Origin of the sequence: Nonomuraea sp. SYSU D8015, assembly GCF_008065375.1 — a bacterium.
Classification (GTDB): Bacteria; Actinomycetota; Actinomycetes; order Streptosporangiales; family Streptosporangiaceae; genus Nonomuraea.
In genome coordinates, this window is record NZ_VJYI01000016.1 from 232,110 (window position 1) to 250,039 (window position 17,930).

Below are 17,930 nucleotides of genomic sequence, written 5' to 3' on the forward strand. Positions count from 1 at the left end.
GCATCACGCCGCGGCGGTGGCCAGCGCGGCCATGAACAGGGCCGCCGAGGCCGCGCCCGGGTCCTCGTGGCCGACGCTGCGCTCGCCCAGATAGCTGGCCCGCCCCTTGCGCGCCTGTAGGGGGATCGTCGCCTTCGCGCCCTCCGCCGCCGCACGCGCCGCCTGCTCGAACGCCTCCCGCGCCCCCACCCCATCCCGTACGGCCAGCGCCAGCGCGCGGGACGCGGGAGTCAGCGCGTCCACCATGGTCTTGTCGCCCAGAGCCGCTTTCCCCAGCCGCTGCAGCGCCACCACGCCCTGGTCGAACGCCGCCGCGAACCCCGCAAGCGTCACCGGCGTATCCAGCGCCTTGCTCATCTGGCGGAACACCGACCCGTACAGCGGCCCGGAGGCCCCGCCGACGCGGCGGATCAGCGTCGCGCCGGCCGAGCTCAGCACCTGCACCGGCGAGCTCGGCGGCCACTCGGCCAGGGCCTTGGTGACCTCGGTGAGGCCGCGGTCGAGGTTCGTGCCGTGGTCGGCGTCGCCGATCGCGGCGTCCAGCTCCGTCAGCCGGTCGCGGTCACGCCGCACCAGCCTGGCCGCCTCCTCGAACCAGGCCACGAAGAAGCCCGTGTCCATGGTGTCCATCAGCGCCCCCAGCGCAGCCCCGGCGTCTCGACCGGCGCGTCCCACAGCCGGGTCAGCGCGTCGTCGAGCCGGCAGACCGTCACGGAGAAGCCCTGCATGTCCAGGCTCGTCACATAGTTGCCGACCAGCGACCGGGATACGCGGGCCCCCTTCCCCTTGACGAACGACGCCACCTCGGCGAACACCACGTACAGCTCCATGAGCGGTGTGCCGCCCATGCCGTTGACCATGACCAGCAGGTCGCCGTGGAGCGGCATGTCCCCGTGGATGGCCTCCATCGCGATCGCGGCCAGCTCGCGGGCCGAGGCCATCGGCGCCCGCGTCCGCCCCGGCTCGCCGTGGATGCCGATGCCCAGCTCCACCTGGTTGTCGGGCAGGTCGAAGGTCGGCTTGCCGGCGTGCGGCGTCGTGCACGAGCTCAGCGCGATCCCGAACGACCTGCTGCGCTCGTCCACCTCGCCCGCCACCCTGGCCACCTCGGCCAGCGGCGCCCCCTCCTCGGCCAGCGCGCCCGCCATCTTCTCCACGAACAGCGTCGCGCCGGTGCCGCGGCGGCCCGCCGTGTAGAGGGAGTCCTGTACGGCCACGTCGTCGTCGACCAGCACGCTCGCCACCTCGACGCTCTCGACGAGCTCGGCGGCCATCTCGAAGTTGAGCACGTCTCCGGTGTAGTTCTTGACGATGTGCAGGACGCCCGCGCCGCCGTCCACCGCCCTGGTGGCCTCGATGATCTGGTCGGGCACCGGTGAGGTGAAGACCTCGCCCGGGCAGGCCGCGTCGAGCATGCCGTACCCGACGAATCCGGCATGCAGCGGCTCGTGCCCGGACCCGCCGCCCGAGACCAGGCCGACCTTGCCGTGGCGCGGGCCCTCGGCCCGGTAGACCACCTGATCGCGGATCCGCAGCGAGGGATGGGCCGCGGCCATGCCGTTCAGCGCATCCTCAACGAGGGTGTCCGCCGTGTTGATGAGCTTCTTCATCAGGTGTCTGGGGCTGAAACCCCGGGCTTCGGCCCGACGAGAAAGCCCCTCCCTCCTTCCGCGTGATGTAGGCATACCCGTCTTCTCGTCGGAGGAGACGAAAAGTGTTGATGATGGATGCCTTGGACGGTGCCGTGGGCGGTGCTGATGGTGAAGCAGCCGGTGGTACGGACGGCGACGCGCCCGGAAGCGCGCCGACAGCGCGGACGGTCGCGTCGGCTTTCCCTCGGGTTACGCCTTCTTGGCTCTCGCCTCGGCCTCGGCCGCGTCCATGGCGGCGGCCTCCTCCGGGGTCGGAGCCGTGCCGCCCAGGTGGGCGGGCTGCCACCACACCCCCGGCGGCACCTCCGGATAGGTGCGCTGCGCCCGGTCGACCAGCTCCGACATGCGGGCGTGCAAATCGGCGGTGTGCTGGTTGACGTCATCGCCCCGCTTCGGGTGCATGGGCTCGCCGACCAGGATGGTGAGCGGCACGTGACGCTGCAGCAGGTTGCGCGGCCGCCCCTTGGTCCAGAACCGCTGGCTGCCCCACAGCGCCACCGGGATCAGCGGCGTGTTCGTGGCCTGCGCCATCCGGATCGCGCCGTTCTTGATGTCCTTGACGGTGAACGAGCGGCTGATCGTGGCCTCCGCGAAGACGCCCACCACCTCGCCGGCCTTCAGCATGCGCAGCGCCGTCGCGTACGACCCCGCGCCCGCCCCCCGGTCGACCGGAATGTGGTGCATGCCGCGCATCAGCGGACCCGAGATCCGGTGCTTGAACACGTCCTCCTTCGCCATGAAGCGCACCAGCCGCTTCGACGGCAACGCGGCGAACCCGGCGAAGATGAAGTCGAGGTAGCTGATGTGGTTGCTCACCAGCACCGCTCCTCCGGACCGCGGCACGTGCTCGGTCCCCTCCAGGTGGAAGCGGATGTCGAGCACGCGAAAGAAGGTCCGCGCGGCGGCGATCACCGGCGGGTACACGATCTCAGCCATGTGCAGAACGTACCGCAGCTTGCTCAGGCAGGTGTGACGGTGGTCGGGAGGCTGATCATTCCTCGGACGTTGCCGTGGGTGGTGCGTCTGATCCCCTCCTCGTGGACCTCGTACTCGGGCGAGACGGCCTTCGTCAGCTCTTCCAGCGTCACCCGCGCCTCCAGCCTGGCCAGCGGGCCGCCGAGGCAGTAGTGGCGGCCGACCCCGAAGCTGATGCCCTTCGAGGTGTCGCGCGTCAGGTCGTAGACGTCGGGGTCGGGGAAGACCGACTCGTCGCGGTTGGCGGAGCCGATCAGGAGCCAGATCTTGGCGTCCTTGGGAACGAGCGTGCCGTGCAGTTCGGTGGGCTCGGTGAGGCGGCGGGCGAGGCCGTGCGCCGGGGTGTCGTACCGCAGCGATTCCTCCACCCACGACGCTATCGCCCCGCCGAAGGCGGCGGCGCGCTGGGCCGGGTTGCGCCACGCCCAGTACCAGGCGGCGCTGAGCAGGTGCGTCGTGGTCTCCGAGCCGGCGCCGATCAGGAGGAAGATGAACGCCACGATCTCCTCGTGGGTGAGCTCGCCGTCGGCGACGAGCGCGGAGACGAGGTCGTCGCGCGGCGTGGCCCGGCGCTCGGCGATGATCGAGGTGTAGTAGTCGCCGAGCGACAGCAGGCCCTGGAGCGCGTCGTCCGCCATCTTGCCCTGGGGGTTGTAGTTGACCAGGGTGAGGGACTTGCGGCGCACGTCGGCCCGGTCGGACGGCGGCACGCCCATCAGCTCGGAGATCACGTCGAGCGGCAGCTTGGCGGACAGGTCGCGGGCGAAGTCGAACGTGCCCCGTTCGAGTCCCCGCTCGATGTAGCCCCGCGTGAGCTTCCTGATCATGGGTTCGAGGGCGGCGACCCGGCGCGGGGTGAAGGCCCGCGACACGATGGCGCGCATGCGGGTGTGCTCGGGCGGGTCCATGGCCACGAACGACAGGTACGTCCGCGCCTGCGGCCCCCACGCGCCCCGGTCGAGCATGGGCCCGTGGTCGCTGGAGTAGCGGGCGCTGTCGGGGAGCGCGGCCGAGACGTCGGCGTACCGGGACAGCGCCCAGAAGTCGAGGTCCGGATTGTGATAGACCGGCGCTTCCCGGCGTAACCGCGCGTAGACGGGGTACGGATCGTCGTTGATCGACGGATCGTAGGGGGTGTAGACGACATCCACCCCCTCCACGCTAGCCGTCCACCGTCGGCACCGACAGTCTCCGCCTCGGAGGATCTCCTCTTCGCCGTCTGCGGGGAGCGTCGGCCAAGGCGTTCGGACGGTGTTCAACGGCGCTGAGCCGTCGGCTTCGTCGTCCCATGGGCGATGGGATCAGATGGCGGTCTGGTAGGTGCTGGCGCGCATCCCGGCCAGGAGGCCCGCCGTCTGCTCCGGCGTGAAGCGGCGTACCGGGTCGTGGTGCAGCAGCCCCTCGATCAGGGGACGCATCACCCCGGCCCGGCGGGGCGGCGGGTAAGGGCCGCTCCTGGCCATGCCCAGCACCGTGGCGGCGTCCTGGCCCGGATAGGGCGGCTGGCCCTCGACGGCGCTGTAGAGCGTGGCGCCGAAGGACCACATGTCGGCCTCCTTGCTGGCCGGCCCGCCGTGCAGGCGCTCGGGCGCCATGAACGCGGGCGTGCCGCGCAGCCGCCGCGACGTCGTCATGCGGATGTCGCCCTCGGCCGTGGCGATGCCGAAGTCGGTCAGCACCACCCGGTCGCCGGTCAGCATGACGTTGGCGGGCTTCACGTCGCGGTGCAGCACACCGGCCTGATGGGCCGTGCGTAATGCGGCGAGCAGGTGCTGCCCGATGGCCGCCACCGACTGCGCCGGAAGCGTGCCGACCTGGGAGAGCAACTGGTGCAATGAGAGCCCGTCCAGGTATTCCATCACGATCCAGAGCTTGCCGCCCTCTTCGATCAGGTCGTGGACCGTGACGATGTTGGGGTGCGTCAGACCGGCAGCCATTCTGGCCTCACGCAACACCCGGCGGCGAACCATCTCGACCTCACCGGCCAAGGTCAGCTCCTTAAGCGCCACCGTACGGTGGAGGAGCTGGTCGAACGCACGCCAGACGACTCCCATACCCCCACGACCGGCCTCCTCGTTCAGGAGGTACCGTCCGCCGATCTCCCGCATACCATCCCCTCTTGCTCGGGGATAATCATGTCACTTCAGCACCGGCTGTTGGGTGCCTAACGTTGCCTGGATATGTCAGAAAACGCAGGTGCGCTGGTCAGCGGCCTAGAAATTCGATCCGATAAGGCGCGCCATACCAGCCCGACCCCCACCAAACATACTCCTGCGGCGCCTGCGAGGACGGCTGCAATGCCCGTGAACTCTGCCACCAGGCCCCCGAGCGCCGCCCCTGCGGGCATGCCGCCCATGCCGACGAGGCGGTATGCCGAATTGACCCGCCCGAGCAACTCGGCGGGGATCAGCCGCTGCCGCGTCGAGACCACGAGCACGTTGCCCCCCGCCCCCACCACGCCCCACAGGACGGCGGTCGGGTAGAGCGCCCACGGCGTGGGCGCCGCCACGGGCACCAGGAGCAGGAGGCTGCTGATCAGCCACGCCCCCACGATCGTGCGGAACTCCCCGAAGAGCCCCGCCGCCCGCCCGGACAGCAGGGACCCGGCCACCGCCCCGGCCGCGAACGCCGCCATCATCAGCCCGTATTGACCGGGCTCCAGCCCGATCATCGACCCGTCGCCCACGGCCCACAGCACGAAGACGGCGAAGTATGCGGCGTTGGCGAGGTTGAGCAGGCCCGCCGTGATCGCCAGGCTCCGCAGCACCCGGTGCGACCTCAGGTAACGCAGCGCCTCGCCGATGTCCCGCCGCAGCGGGCGGCGCTCCGGGCGGGGGGCGGGTAACCGGTACGGGCCGCGCATGCCCAGCAGGAGCAGCCCCGCGGCGCCGTACAGCAGGGCAGGGGCGCCGAAGACGGCGGCGGGGAGCGCTCCGGCGAGGAGCCCGGCCAGAGGGGCGCCGGCGAAGTCGTTGCCGGCGAGCTGGGCGCTGGACACGCGGCCGTTCGCCCGGGGCAGGTCGTGCGCGGGCACGGTCATCGGCAGGATCGACTGCGCCGAGGTGTCGGCGAAGACCTCCGTCACGCCGGCCGCCAGCACGGCGGCGAGCAGCACCCAGAGGTCCAGCAACCCCAGTGATGCCAGCAGGGCGACGGCGGCGAGGATCGCGGCGCGGACGGCGTTGGCCGCCCCCATGACCCGGCGGCGGTCGGCCCGGTCGGCGATCGCGCCCGCGTGCAGCGCCAGCAGCAGCCAGGGCGCAGTCGCCGCGGCGCCCACCAGGGAGACCAGCGTGGGGGAGCGGGTCATCGACACGGCCAGCAGGGGCGCGCCGATCTTCAGCACGCCGTCGGCGAGGTTCGACAGCGCGGTGGACGACCACAGGAAGGCGAACGAGCGCCCGAGACCCGGCACGGCCGACTCCCCCTAAAGTAGACGTGTACAAGAGAAAGTGTGCATAGATTTCTTTGCAAAGATAGGCTTGCACGTGAAGCGGAGCAAGAGCTTTTCCGCGCGTACGCTCGACGCGAACGCGCTGAAGTCGTTCGCCCACCCCCTGCGCTTGCGGATCTACGAGCTGCTGGACGAGCACGGGCCGTCCACCGCCACCGGCCTCGCCGGTCTGCTGGGGCAGAACACCGGGGCGACGAGCTACCACCTGAGGGAGCTGGCCAGGCACGGCATGATCGAGGTCGCGCCGGAGATGGGGCGCGGCAAGGAGAAGTACTGGAGGATCGTGCCGGGCGGCTTCACCTACGGTGAGCCGCCGGACGACCCCGAGACGGCCGGCGCCCTGGAGCTCCTGCTCGACGACCTAGTGCGGCAGCGGGGGGCGGAACTGGCCAGGTGGCGGGAGCACATGTCAATGGCGCCCGAGGAGTGGGAGCAGGCCAGTGGATTCGCGCGACGGTCGCTGCGGCTCACGGCGGCGGAGACGGCCGAGCTGCGGGACGAGGTGCTGGAGGTGCTGGAGAGGTACCGCACGGTGTCGGATCGCAGGCGACGCGAGTCCCCGGAGGCCGCCGAGCGTTCCACCGGACACGTGGTCGTCCACTTCGACGTCCTGCCGCTGGGGGCCATCGGGGACGCGGACCAGGAGTGATGCGCAGACCTCTGGGCCCGCCCGACATCGGGCCCGGACGGGCAGCGCCCCGTCCCGGGCTGGAGGGCCGGAGACGCGTGCTTCGTCAGCTGAGCAGGTTGAGCGCGCGTTGCCTCGTCTCCTCCGACGCCGTACCGGGCGAGCCCGCGTTGAACGGGGGCCGCGGGTCGTACTCGATGGCGAGTTGCACCGCCTGCGCCGTCTCCGCGCCGCCCGCCGCGGCCAGCAGCGTCAGGGCCATGTCGATGCCCGACGACACCCCGGCCGCGGTCACGATCTTGCCTTCGATGACGACCCGCTCGCTCACCGGCTCGGCGCCGAACCGTTCGAGCAGCTCCAGCAGAGCCCAGTGGGTGGTCGCCTTCAGTCCCCGCAGCAGACCGGCCTCGCCGAGCAGGAACGAGCCGGTGCACACCGAGGTGGTCCACCGGGTGTGCCGGTGGGCCTCGCGGATCCAGCCGACCAGGGCCTCGTCGGACAGGGCGTCGAGCGTGCCGAGCCCGCCGGGCACGACGATCACGTCGGGGTCGGGCAGGTCCGCGTACGAGGCCGCGGCGGTCAGGGTCAGCGTGCCCTGGTCGTCGGTCACCGGCCCCGCCTCGGCCGCCACGAACGTGACCGTGCAGCCGGGCGCGGTGGCCAGCACGGTGTACGGCCCGACCGCGTCCAGCGCGGTGTACCGGGGATAGAGCGGGATGGCCACGCGCATGTCAGTGCTCCTTCGGCTGGAGGCCGCGGTCCCCGGACGAGGACCGCTCGTTCGGCTGGAGGCCGCGGTCCCGCGCCGGGGACCGCTCGTTCGAGGGGAGGCCGCGGTCCCGGGACCGGAACCTGCGGCGGTGATCGCCCGGCGAGACCCGCCAGTGGCGGCGGAAGACGCGGTAGAGCGTCTCCGCCGTGCCGAGCCCCGACTCCCTGGCCACGGTGTCCAGCGGATGGTCGGTGACCTCCAGGAGCCGCCTGGCGGCTTCGGCGCGGCTGAGCTCGACGTACCGGCCGGGGGACAGGCCGGTCTGGCGGGTGAAGACGCGGGAGAAGTGGCGCTCGCTCATCCCCGCGCGCAGGGCGAGCGCGGGCACGCTCAGGTCCGCGGCCGGGTGGGCGTCGATGTACGCCTGCAGCTCCCGCAGCGGCTCGCTGCGCGGCGTCAGCGCCCGCATCGGCGTGCTGAACTGGCTCTGCCCGCCCGGCCGGTGCAGGTACACCACGAGCCCGCGGGCCACGTCGCGGGCCACCTCGTGGCCGTGGTCCCTGGCCACCAGCGCCAGCGCGAGGTCCACGCCGGACAGCACGCCCGCCGAGGTCCACACGTGGCCGTCCTCGATGTAGAGAGGGTCCGCGTCCACCTCCACGCACGCGTACCGGGACCGGAGCTCGCCGGCGGCCAGCCAGTGCGTGGTGGCCCGCCGGTGGTCCAGCAGCCCGGCCTCGGCCAGCAGGAACGCGCCGTTGCAGACGGAGGCGATGCGCCGCGCGGCCCCGGCCAGCCGCAGAACGCCCTCGACGAGCTCCCGGTCCGCCAGGTGATCGGGCACCGACATCCCGCCCGCCACGAGCAGCGTGTCGATCGGCCCCGCGACCTCGCCGAGCGCCGAGGCCGTCACGGCGACGCCGTTGCCGGCCGGCACCGTGCCCGCGCGCACGGCCACGACCTCCACCCGGTAGCCGCCCCGCACGAGCAGCGCCGCCGTCGCGAACACGTCGGCGGGCCCGGCCATGTCGAGCAACTGGAACCCGGGGAAGACGACGATCACCACCCGCCGCTGCATGCCCTCATGCTGGTCGCGATCATCTCGTGGCGTCAACGACACGACGATTGCAGATTACGCCACGAGACCGCGGGGTCAGCGTCCGCGCGCGGCGGGCGCCACGGTGACACCGACGCCCTTGCGCCGCAGCCGCTCCACATGCTCCGGCGGCGTCCGCCAGTCGACGATGACGTGGTCGAACTCGGTCAGCGGCGCGAGGGCGTGCAGGGCCCGGCGCTCGAACTTGGTGTGATCGACGATCAGCAGGCGGGTGGCCGCCGAGTCGAACATGGCCCGCTTGGTGTCGACCGTCTCCTCGGTCTGGTGGAAGCAGATGTCGTCGGTGATGGCCGAGGTGGACATGATGACGATGTCGGCGCGCACCTCCCGGATCGCCGCGACGGTCATGTGGCCCATGAACGAGTTGGCCCAGGGGTGGAACCGGCCGCCGAGCGCGATGAGCGTGAGGTCCGGCTCGCCGGTCAGGTCTTCGATGACCGGCAGGAAGTTCGTGATCACCGTCAGGGGCGCCTTGTCGCCGAGCATCGGGACGAGGTGCAGGGTGGTGGTCGAGTCGTCGAGGATGACGGCGTGTCCCGGCTCGATCCACGCGCAGGCGGCCCGGGCGAGCGCCGCCTTCTCGGGCTGCTGCCGGCCGCGGCGGAACAGGTCGCTGGCCTCGACGAGGCTGGAGGGCAGGGCGGTGACCACGCCGCGCGACTTGCGGACGATCCCCCGGGCGACGAGCGCGTCGAGGTCGCGGTGGGCGGTCATCAGGCTGATCCCGTGTTTCTCCGCGATCGCCTCGATGCGGACCGAGCCTTCCGCCATCACGTCCGCGGCGATCGCGCGCTGGCGCGCGCGCTGCCGTTCCAGGCGGCCCTCCGCGGGCGGCTCCTTCATCGCACCTCCTGCTCGATCCGGATGTTTCAGCCTCCGACTATCGCGCATCCGGCCGGCCCACGTGACGGCCCGCGGCCGCGATGCGGACCAACGCGAGGAAATCCGCGACGTCCCACGCGGCCCGGCCGACGAACAAGCCGTCGATCCCGGGCACGTCGAGCAGCGCCGCCGCGTTGCGTCGGTTGACGCTTCCCCCGTAGAGGACGGCACGGACCCCGAAACCGGTGGACAGCGTCTCCATGACGGGGGCGATCTCGTACGTCACCGGTTCGCGGCCGCGCTCGCCGATCGCCCAGACGGGCTCGTACGCGACCACGACCTCGTGCAGGTCGCCGGCGGCGAGCCTGGACAGCCCGCGGGTCACCTGCCCGGCCACCCAGTCGATCTCCCGTCCGGCGGCGCGCACCGCGCCCGGTTCGCCGACGCACAGCAGCGGCGTGAGACCCGCCGCGACGGCGGCCTCGACCTTGAGCGCGACGGTGTCGTCGGTCTCGCCGAAGTGCTCCCTGCGTTCGGAGTGGCCGATCTCGACGAGCGTGGCGCCCGCGTCGGCGACCATCCCCATGGACACCTCGCCGGTGTAGGCCCCGGCGGGCGCCCAGTGCGCGTTCTGGGCCCCGATGAGGACGGGGACGTCGGGCGGCAGGCGCTCGCGTACGGCGGCGATCGCGGTGTGCGCGGGGATGACGAAGGCCGTGACCCCGTCGAAGGCGCCGCGGGCCGCGACCAGCCCGTCGGCGAACGCGCGGGCCTCGGCCAGCGTCTTGTTCATCTTCCAGCTGGTGCCGATCCACGTCATCCGAGCTCGGCCCATACCGCCGTCATCCTCTCCACGACGCGCTGGTAACGCCGGTAGTTCTCCTCCTGCCGCGCCACGCCGCCGGGCGTCGGCTCGCAGACGGCGGGCGGCGCGGCGACCGCGGCGGCGGCCTCCGCCAGGTCGGCGTAGACGCCCGCCGCGATGCCGGCCAGCATGGCGCAGCCGAGCGCGCCCGCCTCCCGTACGGGACTCACCCCCACCGGGGCGGCCAGGGCGTCGGCGAACATCCGCACCCACCGGGGGTTGCCTGCGGCCCCGCCGGTGAGCCGGATGTCGGTGACGTCGAAGCCGTCCCGCAGCGCGTCCACGTGGTGACGGTGGTTGAAGACCACTCCTTCCATCACCGCCCGGACGAGGTGGCCGCGCTCGTGCCAGCCGCGCAGCCCGACGAAGGCCGCGCTGGCGTCCACGGGGTAGGGGGAGCCGAAGAGGAACGGCAGGTACACCAGGTCGCCGGGGCTGGACTCGACCGCGCGCAGATCGTCCTCGACGAAGCCGAAGGGCCGGCCCGCGTGCGCGTCGGCGGCGAGCCGCGTGGCGAACCACTCGAGGTTGGCCGCGCTCGACGGGGACAGCGCCATGTTCATCCACTGGCCGGGCACGACGAACGCGCGGGCGTTCCAGCGCTCGTCCACCCGGGCCACGTCGGAGATCACCTCGTTGATGCTGAACGTCCCCGCGATGATCGCGAGCTGGCCCTGCAGCACCGTGCCCATGCCGATGGCCCCGCAGTCCACGTCGTGCGCCCCCGACGCGACCGGGGTGCCGGGGGCGAGGCCGCACTGCTCCGCCGCCGCGCCGGTGACCTCGCCGGCGACCTCATGGGACCCGATCACCTCGGGCAGCAGGCCGAACAGCTCCTCGACGCCGAAGATCCGCAGCGTCTCGCGGTCGTACTCCTGCGTGTGCACGTTCGTGAACGACAGGCTCGACTCGGTGGGGTCGGTGGAGACGACGCCGGTGAGCCGCTGCTTGATGACGTCCTTGCACGGGAGCGCGTACGCCGTGCGGGCCAGGACGTCGGGCTCGTTGCGCAGCAGCCAGGCGAGCACCGACACCGGCGAGCCCGGCCAGGGCTTCTGCCCGCTGAGCGGCAGGACGGCGGCGCAGCGGCCGGCGCGCTCCCACTCGGCGACCAGGCCCGCCGCGCGGGTGTCGAGCGACAGGATGCCCGGCCGGGTCGGCCGGCCCCGCTCGTCGACCAGATAGATCCCGTCGCCGTGTGAGGTGACGGCGACGCCCGCGACCTCCGCGGGCCGGACGCCGGCCGCGGCGACGACCTCCCTGATGACCGCGCAGGTCACCTCCCACAGCTCGTCCTGGTCGCGCTCCACGTGGTGGGGGCGCGGATAACGATGAGGCACCCGCCGCGCCGCCTGGCCGACCTCGGCGCCGGTCACGTCGAAGAGCACGGCCTTGGTGACGGTCGATCCGGCGTCGACGCCGAGGAGGTAACGTCCCATTCACGCCACCGGTCCCGGTTCGAATTCGCGGAAACGCCGGAGATAGCGTACGTACGCGGCCTTCTGCCGGGCGGTCTCCGCGTCGTCCCAGCCGAGCTCGGCGGCGCAGGCCGCGGCGACCGCGTCCATGGCCCCCTGGCCGAGGTCGGGTTCCAGGCCGATCATCGTCCGGCGGGCGAGCACGTCGGCGAGGGTCACGGCCTCCTCCTCCCTGATCGCGAACGCCACCTCGCCGGCCCGCACCCCCGTCGCCACGGTCAGGGAGAGCGGCTCGGAGGCGGCGATGAGGTCGGCGACCCGGCCCGCGCGGGCTCCGTAGACGCGTGTCAGCCGGCGGGACTCGGCGGCCGGCAGCCCGCTCGACCGCTCGAACGCGCGGGCGTGCTCCGCCGGCCCCTCGGGCGGGCGGCCGGGGAGGCCGAGCCCGCGGGTCCGCGACCTCGCCTTCCTGCCCAGGCGCCTGCCCACCTCGTCGACGGCGTGCTCGGCGAGGGTGCGGAAGGTGGTCAGCTTGCCGCCGACGACCGAGAGCAGCCCGTCGAGGCGCGGGCGGTGGTCGTGCAGAATGTGCCGGCGCGTGATGTCCCCGGGATCGCCCTCCGGCACGAACGGAAGGGGTCTCACCCCGGTGTAGGTGTACAGGATGCTGTCCTCGGTGAGGCCGGCGGCGGGGAACAGGCGGTTGGTCTCGGCCAGGATGTAGTCGATCTCCCCCTGGTCGGCGGCGGCCGTGCCGGGGTCGCCCGTGAACCGCTCGTCGGTGCTGCCGATGAGATATCTGCCGAGCCACGGGATCACCATGAGCGGGCGGCCGTCGCTGACGGCCTCGTAGTACATCGCGCAGTACGGCGCGCCGGGAAACGGGTCCACGACGAGATGCGTGCCCTTGGTGCCGCCGATCAGCCGTTCGGTCCCTGCGGCCGAGCCGGCGAGCACGGAGTCGGCCCACGGCCCCGCCACGTTGACGGTGAAACGCGCCGTCACCTCGTGGACGGCGCCGGTGAGCACGTCGCGGACCGACGCCCCGACGACTCGGCCCTGCTCGACCCGCAACCGGGTGGACTCGGCGTGGTTGAGCGTGGCCGCCCCGGCGGCGCGCGCGGCGAGCATGATCTCGACGCAGAGCCGCTCGGCGTACTCGACCTGCGCGTCGTGGTAGACCGCCGCGCCCTGGAGCCCGTCCGGGGACAGGCCGGGCAGCAGGGCGGCGGTCTTCCGCCGCCCATAGGTCCGGTGGAGCGGCAGCGACTTGTCGAAGGAGAGGACGTCGTAGAGCACCATCCCGGCGCGCAGCGCGAACCGGTGGTGCCTGTTGCCGCGGTAGAACGGCAACGCGAACGGCAGCGGCGCCACGAGGTGCGGCGCGCCACGCAGCAGCCACTCCCGGTCCCGCAACGACTCGCGGACGAGCCCCATGTCGAGCTTGTCGAGGTATTTGAGCCCGCCGTGGATCATCCGGGAGGACCACGACGACGTGCCGCCGCCCCAGTCGCCCTTGTCGATGACCAGCACGGACAGGCCGCGGTCGGCCGCGTCCCACGCGATGCCGAGCCCGTTCACGCCGCCGCCGATGACGAGCAGGTCGAACGTGTGCCGAAGGCGTTGGAGTGCGCGGTCCCGGTAGCTGCTCATCGCGCTCCTGAGTGATCATCTCATCTTTTCATGAGATTCATCGTGTTACTTCTAACGTGACTCGTGTAGACGCTATCGCGAGCCACGTGATAAATCTAGGCAGGCGTGACTTGAGTCACAACATCTCCGCATCCGCTGGTGCTCGTAACAGAAGAATCTTGATAGATAACGATTTGTTCTGTTACGTTCACGTGAACGCGTGTTGCTGGAAAGGAGCCCCCCGTCCGATGAGCAGCGCAGCCGCCGCCCCTCCCCGCCTGATCGCGCGCCTGTTCTGGCCGGTCGCGATCGCGGCCCTCCTGGTCGCCATGGCCCTGGACACCCGGTTCCTGTCCAGGCAAGAGGTGAGCGCGCTCAACCCCGCGGAGTTCAACGCCAAAGACTTCGCCGCCGCCGAATACCCCAAGATCGTGGCGGTCGTCGAGGCGAAGGCCGCGGATCTCAAGGAGGTCGCCGCCGCGGTGGCCGCCGACCCCTCGGCCGCCGGCCCCAAGTACGGCAACATCGCGGGCACCGACAAGTACGCGATCCCGGTGCGCTTCACCGGCAAGGTCACCGAGGCCGACGCGGGTCTGCTCACCGTCGACGTGGCGGGGCTGCCCGAGCGCAGCGTGGTCCGCGTCGCCCTCGGCCAGGCCGCCAACGGCACCGCCCTGCGCGACGCCCCGGGGACGCTGAAGTTCAAGGACTTCCAGAACCAGACCGACTACCAGCAGACGGCCAACGAGTTGAAGGCCAGGATGCTCGCGGAGGTCGCCGCCAAGATCGACCTCGCCGCCGCGAAGGGCGGGACCGCGACGGTGACCGGCGTCTACGTCACCAACACCGGACCGGAGGGCAGCTACCTCGTCACGCCCGTGAAGGTCGAGGTGGCGGGCTGATGTTCCCGGACGCCGCGACCCCCGTCGTCCTGCGGGCCATCGACATCACCAAGCACTACGGCGCCACGCAGGCACTCAAGGGCGTCAACTTCGAGGTGCACCGGGGCAAGGTGACCGCCCTGTTCGGCGAGAACGGCGCCGGCAAGTCGACCCTGATGAAGATCATCGCCGGCGTCGAGTCCCCGACCTCCGGACACCTGGAGCTCGACGGGCAGGCGATCGAGCTGCGCTCGCCCGGCCAGGCCGTCGAGCACGGCATCTCGATCATCCACCAGGAGCTCAACCTCTGCCCGAACCTGAGCGTGCGCGACAACATCTTCATCGGCCGCGAGCGCACGGGCCTGTTCGGCACGGTCGACTACCGCGGCGAGCGCGAGGTCGTGCGGCGGCTCATGGAGCGGCTCGAAGAGGACATCGACCCCGACACCCTCGTCGCCGACCTGCGCATCGGGCAGCAGCAGATCGTCGAGATCGCCCGAGCCCTGGCGCTGGACGCCCGCATCCTCATCATGGACGAGCCCACCTCGGCGCTCAGCGCCCCGGAGGTCGAGGTCCTTTTCAAGGTCATCAAGGACCTCACCGCCAACGGGGTCGCGATCGTCTACATCTCCCACCACCTGGAGGAGGCGATCGAGATCGCCGACCACGCCGTCGTGTTCCGCGACGGCGAGCTGGTCGCCACCGCGGACGCGGCGGACATCGACCTGGCCTGGGTCGTCGGCAAGATGGTCGGCCGGGCCGCCGAGTACGACTTCCGCGACGCCGAGCGCGACTTCGGCGACGTCGCGCTGAGCATCCGCGACGTCAAGATCGTCGACGCCACGGGAGAGGGCCGCCTCGCGGTCAACGGCGTCTCCCTGGACGTCAGGCACGGCGAGATCGTCTGCCTCTACGGGCTCATGGGCGCCGGCCGCACCGAGCTGGTCGAGGCGCTGGCCGGCCGCGGGGCGATCGCCTCCGGCCGGGTCGAGCTCGGCGGCAGGGACCTGTCCGGCGCCTCCGTCGCGGAGCGGATCGAGCTCGGCATCGGCCTCGTCCCGGAGGACCGGCAGCGCGACGGGCTGGTCCAGTCGATGTCCGTCGGCCAGAACCTGTCCCTGTCGAGCCTGCTGGAGCTGACCAGGTCCTTGGTCGTCGCCGGCTTCGTCTCCCGCAGGCGTGAGGCGGGCCGCGTCCGGGACGGGATCTCCGAGGTCCAGGTGAAGACCTCCGGCCCCGGCGCCCCGATCACCTCGCTGAGCGGCGGGAACCAGCAGAAAGTGGTGATCGGCAAGATGCTGCTCACCGGCCCGAAGGTGCTCCTGCTCGACGAGCCGGCCCGCGGCATCGACGTCGGCGCCAAGGGCGAGATCTTCTCGCTGCTCTTCCGCGAGGCGCGCAAGGGCCTCGCGGTCCTCTACGTCACCAGCGAGATCGGGGAGGCGATCACCGCCTCGCACCGCATCGTCGTCATGTCCAAGGGCCGTGTCGTGCGGGAGTTCGACCCGCGCACGGCCTCCCGTGAAGAGATCATGGCCGCCTCCGGGGAGTCCGAGGCCGGCGTCCACGCGATGGGAACCGCCAGTGAGTGAGCTGAGCCAGGCCGCCGTCAAGGCGACGGCGCCCCGCCCCCTCCGCAAGATCAACACCAGGGCCCTGATGATCGAGGGGCGTGCGCTGCTCGCGCTCGTCCTCATCGTGGTCGTCTTCTCGCTGCTGTCGCCCAACTTCCTCAGCGCGGACAACCTCATCATCATGACCCGGCACGTCGCGATGAACGCCATCCTCGCGATCGGGATGCTGCTGGTGATCCTCAACGGCGGCATCGACCTGTCGGTCGGCTCGATCGTGGGCCTGTCCGGCGTCACCGCGGGCCTGTTGCTCGAAGGACTCGAGATCGGCGGCCTCGACCTGGTCGTCTACCCCGCCGCCTGGGTCGTGATCGTCGTCTCCCTCGGCGTCGGCACCCTGCTCGGCTGGGTGAACGGGCTGGTGGTCGCGAGACTCAACGTCGCGCCGTTCATCGCCACCCTCGGCATGCTGTACGTCGCCCGCGGCATCGCGCTGCTCATCACCAACGGCACCCCGTTCTCCAAACTCGGCGGCGAGGAGACGCTGGGCAACACCGGCTTCCTCACCTTCCTCAAGAGCGCCCCGCTCGGCCTGCCCATGCCGGTCTGGGCGATGATCCTCTTCGCCGCGGTGTTCGCGCTGGTGCTCAGCAAGAGCCCGTTCGGCCGCTGGCTCTACGCCACCGGCGGCAACGAGCGCGCGGCCGAACTGTCCGGCGTCCCCGTCAAGAAGGTCAAGACCCGCATCTACGTCCTGTCCGGGCTGTGCGCGGCCGCGGTCGGGCTGCTCCTGACGGCCGACCTGTCCTCGGCGACCCCGGCGGCCGGCGAGTTCTTCGAGCTCAACGCCATCGCCGCCGTGGTGATCGGCGGCGCCGCGCTCTCGGGCGGCCGCGGCACCATCCGCGGCACCCTCATCGGAGCGTTCGTCATCGGGTTCCTCGTGGACGGCCTCGTCCTCGTCGGGGTCTCCCAGTTCTGGCAGCAGATCATCAAGGGCGCCGTGATCGTCGTCGCCGTCGCGCTGGACCAGCTCCAGCAGTCACTCCACAAGCGCCGGTCCGCCAAGGCCGCGCTGTCACCCCCCAAGCCGTCGGAGCACGCGCCGGCCCCGGTGTGACCCCGACGTACCCCGGACGGCCACGCGCCGTCTGCACCACCCAGAAAGGCTCCCCATGTTCCGAAAGATCGCCGCCGTCGCCGCGGCCAGCGCGCTGGCACTCGGCCTCGCCTCCTGCGGCTCGTCAGGGTCCGGCACCTCCGCCGCGGCCCCGAGCCCCGCGGCCGCCGCGGGCGGGACCATCGCCGTCATCACGGTGGACCTGGCCAACTCCTACTGGCAGGCGGAGGCGGACACCGCCAAGACCGAGATCGAGAAGGCCGGCTACCAGGCCACGGTCAACGCCCACGGGGCCGACCCCGACAAGCAGAACCAGCTGATCGACACCGCCATCAGCAACAAGGTCAAGGCCATCATCCTCGACCCGGCCGGCGCCGACGAGTCCGTGGCCGCCGTCCAGAAGGCCACCGACGCCGGCATCCCGGTCTTCCTCGTGAATGCCGAGATCGCCAAGCAGGGCGTCGCCAAGGCGCAGATCATCTCCAACAACGCCCAGGGCGCCACGATCGGCGCCGAGGCCTGGGTGAAGGCGATGGACGGCAAGGGCAAGTACGTCGAGCTGTTCGGCAACCCGACCGACAACAACGCCCAGGTGCGCTCCGACGGCTACGCCGCCGTCATCTCCGCCTACCCCGACCTCAAGAAGGTCGGCCAGGAGACCGCGAACTGGGACCGCGTCCAGGGCAAGGAGAAGATGGAAGGCCTCCTGGCCGCCCACCCCGACCTCGACGGCGTCATCGCAGGCAACGACGAGATGGCCCTCGGCGCGATCGAGGCGCTCACCGACGCCAAGAAGATCGACAAGGTGAAGGTGCTCGGCTTCGACGGCAACGCCGACGCGGTCGCGGCGGTGAAGGCCGGGACCATGGTCGCCACCGTGCTCCAGCCCATCGTCCAGGGGACGACCAACGCCGTCGCCCAGGCCGTCGAATACCTCAAGACCGGCAAGACCGGCGTCGCCGACGAGAAGCAGAGCATCGACTGCGTGCTGATCACCAAGGACAACGCCGACAAGTACAAGGGGCCGTTCGTCCTGGACAAGTGAGCGCGCGCCATCCGAGCCGGGGAGCGGGTGCCGACCTG

At 71.5% G+C, this 17,930-nt stretch carries 17 protein-coding genes; 5 read left to right on the top strand and 12 right to left on the bottom strand.

Translation table 11 applies throughout. The features are described from left to right. Window positions 1–3: 3 nt before the first annotated feature. From dhaL to ID574_RS44530, 6 genes are all read right to left on the bottom strand, one after another. Window positions 4–630 (bottom strand): dihydroxyacetone kinase subunit DhaL, encoded by a 627-nt coding sequence (gene dhaL / locus ID574_RS44505; protein ID WP_223167706.1) that lies wholly within the window; start codon window positions 628–630, stop codon window positions 4–6. After that, on the bottom strand, window positions 630–1,610 hold the full coding sequence (gene dhaK, locus ID574_RS44510; protein WP_188195084.1) for a dihydroxyacetone kinase subunit DhaK: 981 nt from the start codon (window positions 1,608–1,610) through the stop codon (window positions 630–632). The genes dhaL and dhaK overlap by 1 nt, the downstream gene beginning before the upstream one ends. Window positions 1,611–1,841: 231 nt before the next feature. Beyond that, on the bottom strand, window positions 1,842–2,588 hold the full coding sequence (locus ID574_RS44515; protein ID WP_188195085.1) for a lysophospholipid acyltransferase family protein: 747 nt from the start codon (window positions 2,586–2,588) through the stop codon (window positions 1,842–1,844). A gap of 23 nt (window positions 2,589–2,611) precedes the next feature. Next, the gene (locus ID574_RS44520) at window positions 2,612–3,778 is read right to left on the bottom strand and encodes a cytochrome P450 (protein WP_223167707.1); all 1,167 of its coding nucleotides are present in this window, start codon (window positions 3,776–3,778) and stop codon (window positions 2,612–2,614) included. A 150-nt stretch (window positions 3,779–3,928) separates the two neighbouring features. Further along, entirely contained in the window at window positions 3,929–4,735 is an 807-nt protein-coding gene (locus ID574_RS44525; RefSeq protein WP_188195087.1) for a serine/threonine-protein kinase, read from the bottom strand. A gap of 56 nt (window positions 4,736–4,791) precedes the next feature. Then, window positions 4,792–6,042, bottom strand: coding sequence for an MFS transporter (locus tag ID574_RS44530; RefSeq protein WP_188195088.1), 1,251 nt, complete (start codon window positions 6,040–6,042; stop codon window positions 4,792–4,794). Window positions 6,043–6,115: 73 nt separating this feature from the next. Here ID574_RS44530 and ID574_RS44535 point away from each other — a divergent pair, with 73 nt between their 5' ends. Then, window positions 6,116–6,730 carry a helix-turn-helix domain-containing protein gene (locus tag ID574_RS44535; RefSeq protein WP_188195089.1) on the top strand — a complete coding sequence of 205 codons (615 nt, stop codon included), beginning with the start codon at window positions 6,116–6,118 and terminating at the stop codon, window positions 6,728–6,730. A gap of 85 nt (window positions 6,731–6,815) precedes the next feature. On the opposite strand, the gene ID574_RS44540 is transcribed toward ID574_RS44535, so the two are convergent. The 6 genes from ID574_RS44540 to ID574_RS44565 form a co-directional block, all read right to left on the bottom strand. After that, a complete protein-coding gene (locus ID574_RS44540; RefSeq protein WP_188195090.1) occupies window positions 6,816–7,439 on the bottom strand; it encodes a DJ-1/PfpI family protein in 624 nt (207 codons plus the stop codon). A gap of 1 nt (window position 7,440) precedes the next feature. Beyond that, window positions 7,441–8,499, bottom strand: a complete 1,059-nt coding sequence (locus ID574_RS44545) for a GlxA family transcriptional regulator (RefSeq protein ID WP_188195091.1) — start codon at window positions 8,497–8,499, stop codon at window positions 7,441–7,443. Between the two features lie 75 nt (window positions 8,500–8,574). Further along, complete coding sequence (locus ID574_RS44550) at window positions 8,575–9,381, bottom strand: DeoR/GlpR family DNA-binding transcription regulator (RefSeq protein ID WP_188195092.1); 807 nt, start codon at window positions 9,379–9,381, stop codon at window positions 8,575–8,577. A gap of 37 nt (window positions 9,382–9,418) precedes the next feature. Beyond that, the gene (locus ID574_RS44555) at window positions 9,419–10,195 is read right to left on the bottom strand and encodes a triose-phosphate isomerase (RefSeq protein WP_223167708.1); all 777 of its coding nucleotides are present in this window, start codon (window positions 10,193–10,195) and stop codon (window positions 9,419–9,421) included. Further along, on the bottom strand, window positions 10,177–11,664 hold the full coding sequence (locus ID574_RS44560; RefSeq protein ID WP_188195093.1) for an FGGY-family carbohydrate kinase: 1,488 nt from the start codon (window positions 11,662–11,664) through the stop codon (window positions 10,177–10,179). Before ID574_RS44560 ends, ID574_RS44555 begins: the two co-directional genes overlap by 19 nt. After that, the gene (locus tag ID574_RS44565) at window positions 11,665–13,296 is read right to left on the bottom strand and encodes a glycerol-3-phosphate dehydrogenase/oxidase (RefSeq protein ID WP_188195094.1); all 1,632 of its coding nucleotides are present in this window, start codon (window positions 13,294–13,296) and stop codon (window positions 11,665–11,667) included. Between the two features lie 227 nt (window positions 13,297–13,523). Between ID574_RS44565 and ID574_RS44570 the strand changes: the two genes are divergently transcribed. Genes ID574_RS44570 through ID574_RS44585 form a run of 4 tightly spaced genes read left to right on the top strand, consistent with a single transcriptional unit; the run spans window position 13,524 to window position 17,892 of the window. Beyond that, window positions 13,524–14,177: a DUF2291 family protein gene (locus tag ID574_RS44570; protein ID WP_188195095.1), complete on the top strand. Its 654-nt coding sequence runs from the start codon at window positions 13,524–13,526 to the stop codon at window positions 14,175–14,177. Next, window positions 14,177–15,748, top strand: coding sequence for a sugar ABC transporter ATP-binding protein (locus ID574_RS44575; RefSeq protein ID WP_188195096.1), 1,572 nt, complete (start codon window positions 14,177–14,179; stop codon window positions 15,746–15,748). Before ID574_RS44570 ends, ID574_RS44575 begins: the two co-directional genes overlap by 1 nt. Further along, on the top strand, window positions 15,741–16,847 hold the full coding sequence (locus ID574_RS44580) for an ABC transporter permease (protein ID WP_223167709.1): 1,107 nt from the start codon (window positions 15,741–15,743) through the stop codon (window positions 16,845–16,847). The genes ID574_RS44575 and ID574_RS44580 overlap by 8 nt, the downstream gene beginning before the upstream one ends. 55 nt (window positions 16,848–16,902) lie before the next feature. Then, window positions 16,903–17,892 carry a D-ribose ABC transporter substrate-binding protein gene (locus ID574_RS44585; RefSeq protein ID WP_188195097.1) on the top strand — a complete coding sequence of 330 codons (990 nt, stop codon included), beginning with the start codon at window positions 16,903–16,905 and terminating at the stop codon, window positions 17,890–17,892. The last annotated feature ends 38 nt before the right edge of the window (window positions 17,893–17,930 follow it).

Excerpts from the sequence above, each read along its gene's own strand:
- dhaL (WP_223167706.1), bottom strand. The coding sequence starts at position 630 with ATGGACACCATGGACACGGGCTTCTTCGTGGCCTGGTTCGAGGAGGCG.
- dhaK (WP_188195084.1), bottom strand. The coding sequence starts at position 1,610 with ATGAAGAAGCTCATCAACACGGCGGACACCCTCGTTGAGGATGCGCTG.
- ID574_RS44515 (WP_188195085.1), bottom strand. The coding sequence starts at position 2,588 with ATGGCTGAGATCGTGTACCCGCCGGTGATCGCCGCCGCGCGGACCTTC.
- ID574_RS44525 (WP_188195087.1), bottom strand. The coding sequence starts at position 4,735 with ATGCGGGAGATCGGCGGACGGTACCTCCTGAACGAGGAGGCCGGTCGT.
- ID574_RS44540 (WP_188195090.1), bottom strand. The coding sequence starts at position 7,439 with ATGCGCGTGGCCATCCCGCTCTATCCCCGGTACACCGCGCTGGACGCG.
- ID574_RS44545 (WP_188195091.1), bottom strand. The coding sequence starts at position 8,499 with ATGCAGCGGCGGGTGGTGATCGTCGTCTTCCCCGGGTTCCAGTTGCTC.
- ID574_RS44550 (WP_188195092.1), bottom strand. The coding sequence starts at position 9,381 with ATGAAGGAGCCGCCCGCGGAGGGCCGCCTGGAACGGCAGCGCGCGCGC.
- ID574_RS44555 (WP_223167708.1), bottom strand. The coding sequence starts at position 10,195 with ATGGGCCGAGCTCGGATGACGTGGATCGGCACCAGCTGGAAGATGAAC.
- ID574_RS44560 (WP_188195093.1), bottom strand. The coding sequence starts at position 11,664 with ATGGGACGTTACCTCCTCGGCGTCGACGCCGGATCGACCGTCACCAAG.
- ID574_RS44565 (WP_188195094.1), bottom strand. The coding sequence starts at position 13,296 with ATGAGCAGCTACCGGGACCGCGCACTCCAACGCCTTCGGCACACGTTC.
- ID574_RS44570 (WP_188195095.1), top strand. The coding sequence starts at position 13,524 with ATGAGCAGCGCAGCCGCCGCCCCTCCCCGCCTGATCGCGCGCCTGTTC.
- ID574_RS44575 (WP_188195096.1), top strand. The coding sequence starts at position 14,177 with ATGTTCCCGGACGCCGCGACCCCCGTCGTCCTGCGGGCCATCGACATC.
- ID574_RS44585 (WP_188195097.1), top strand. The coding sequence starts at position 16,903 with ATGTTCCGAAAGATCGCCGCCGTCGCCGCGGCCAGCGCGCTGGCACTC.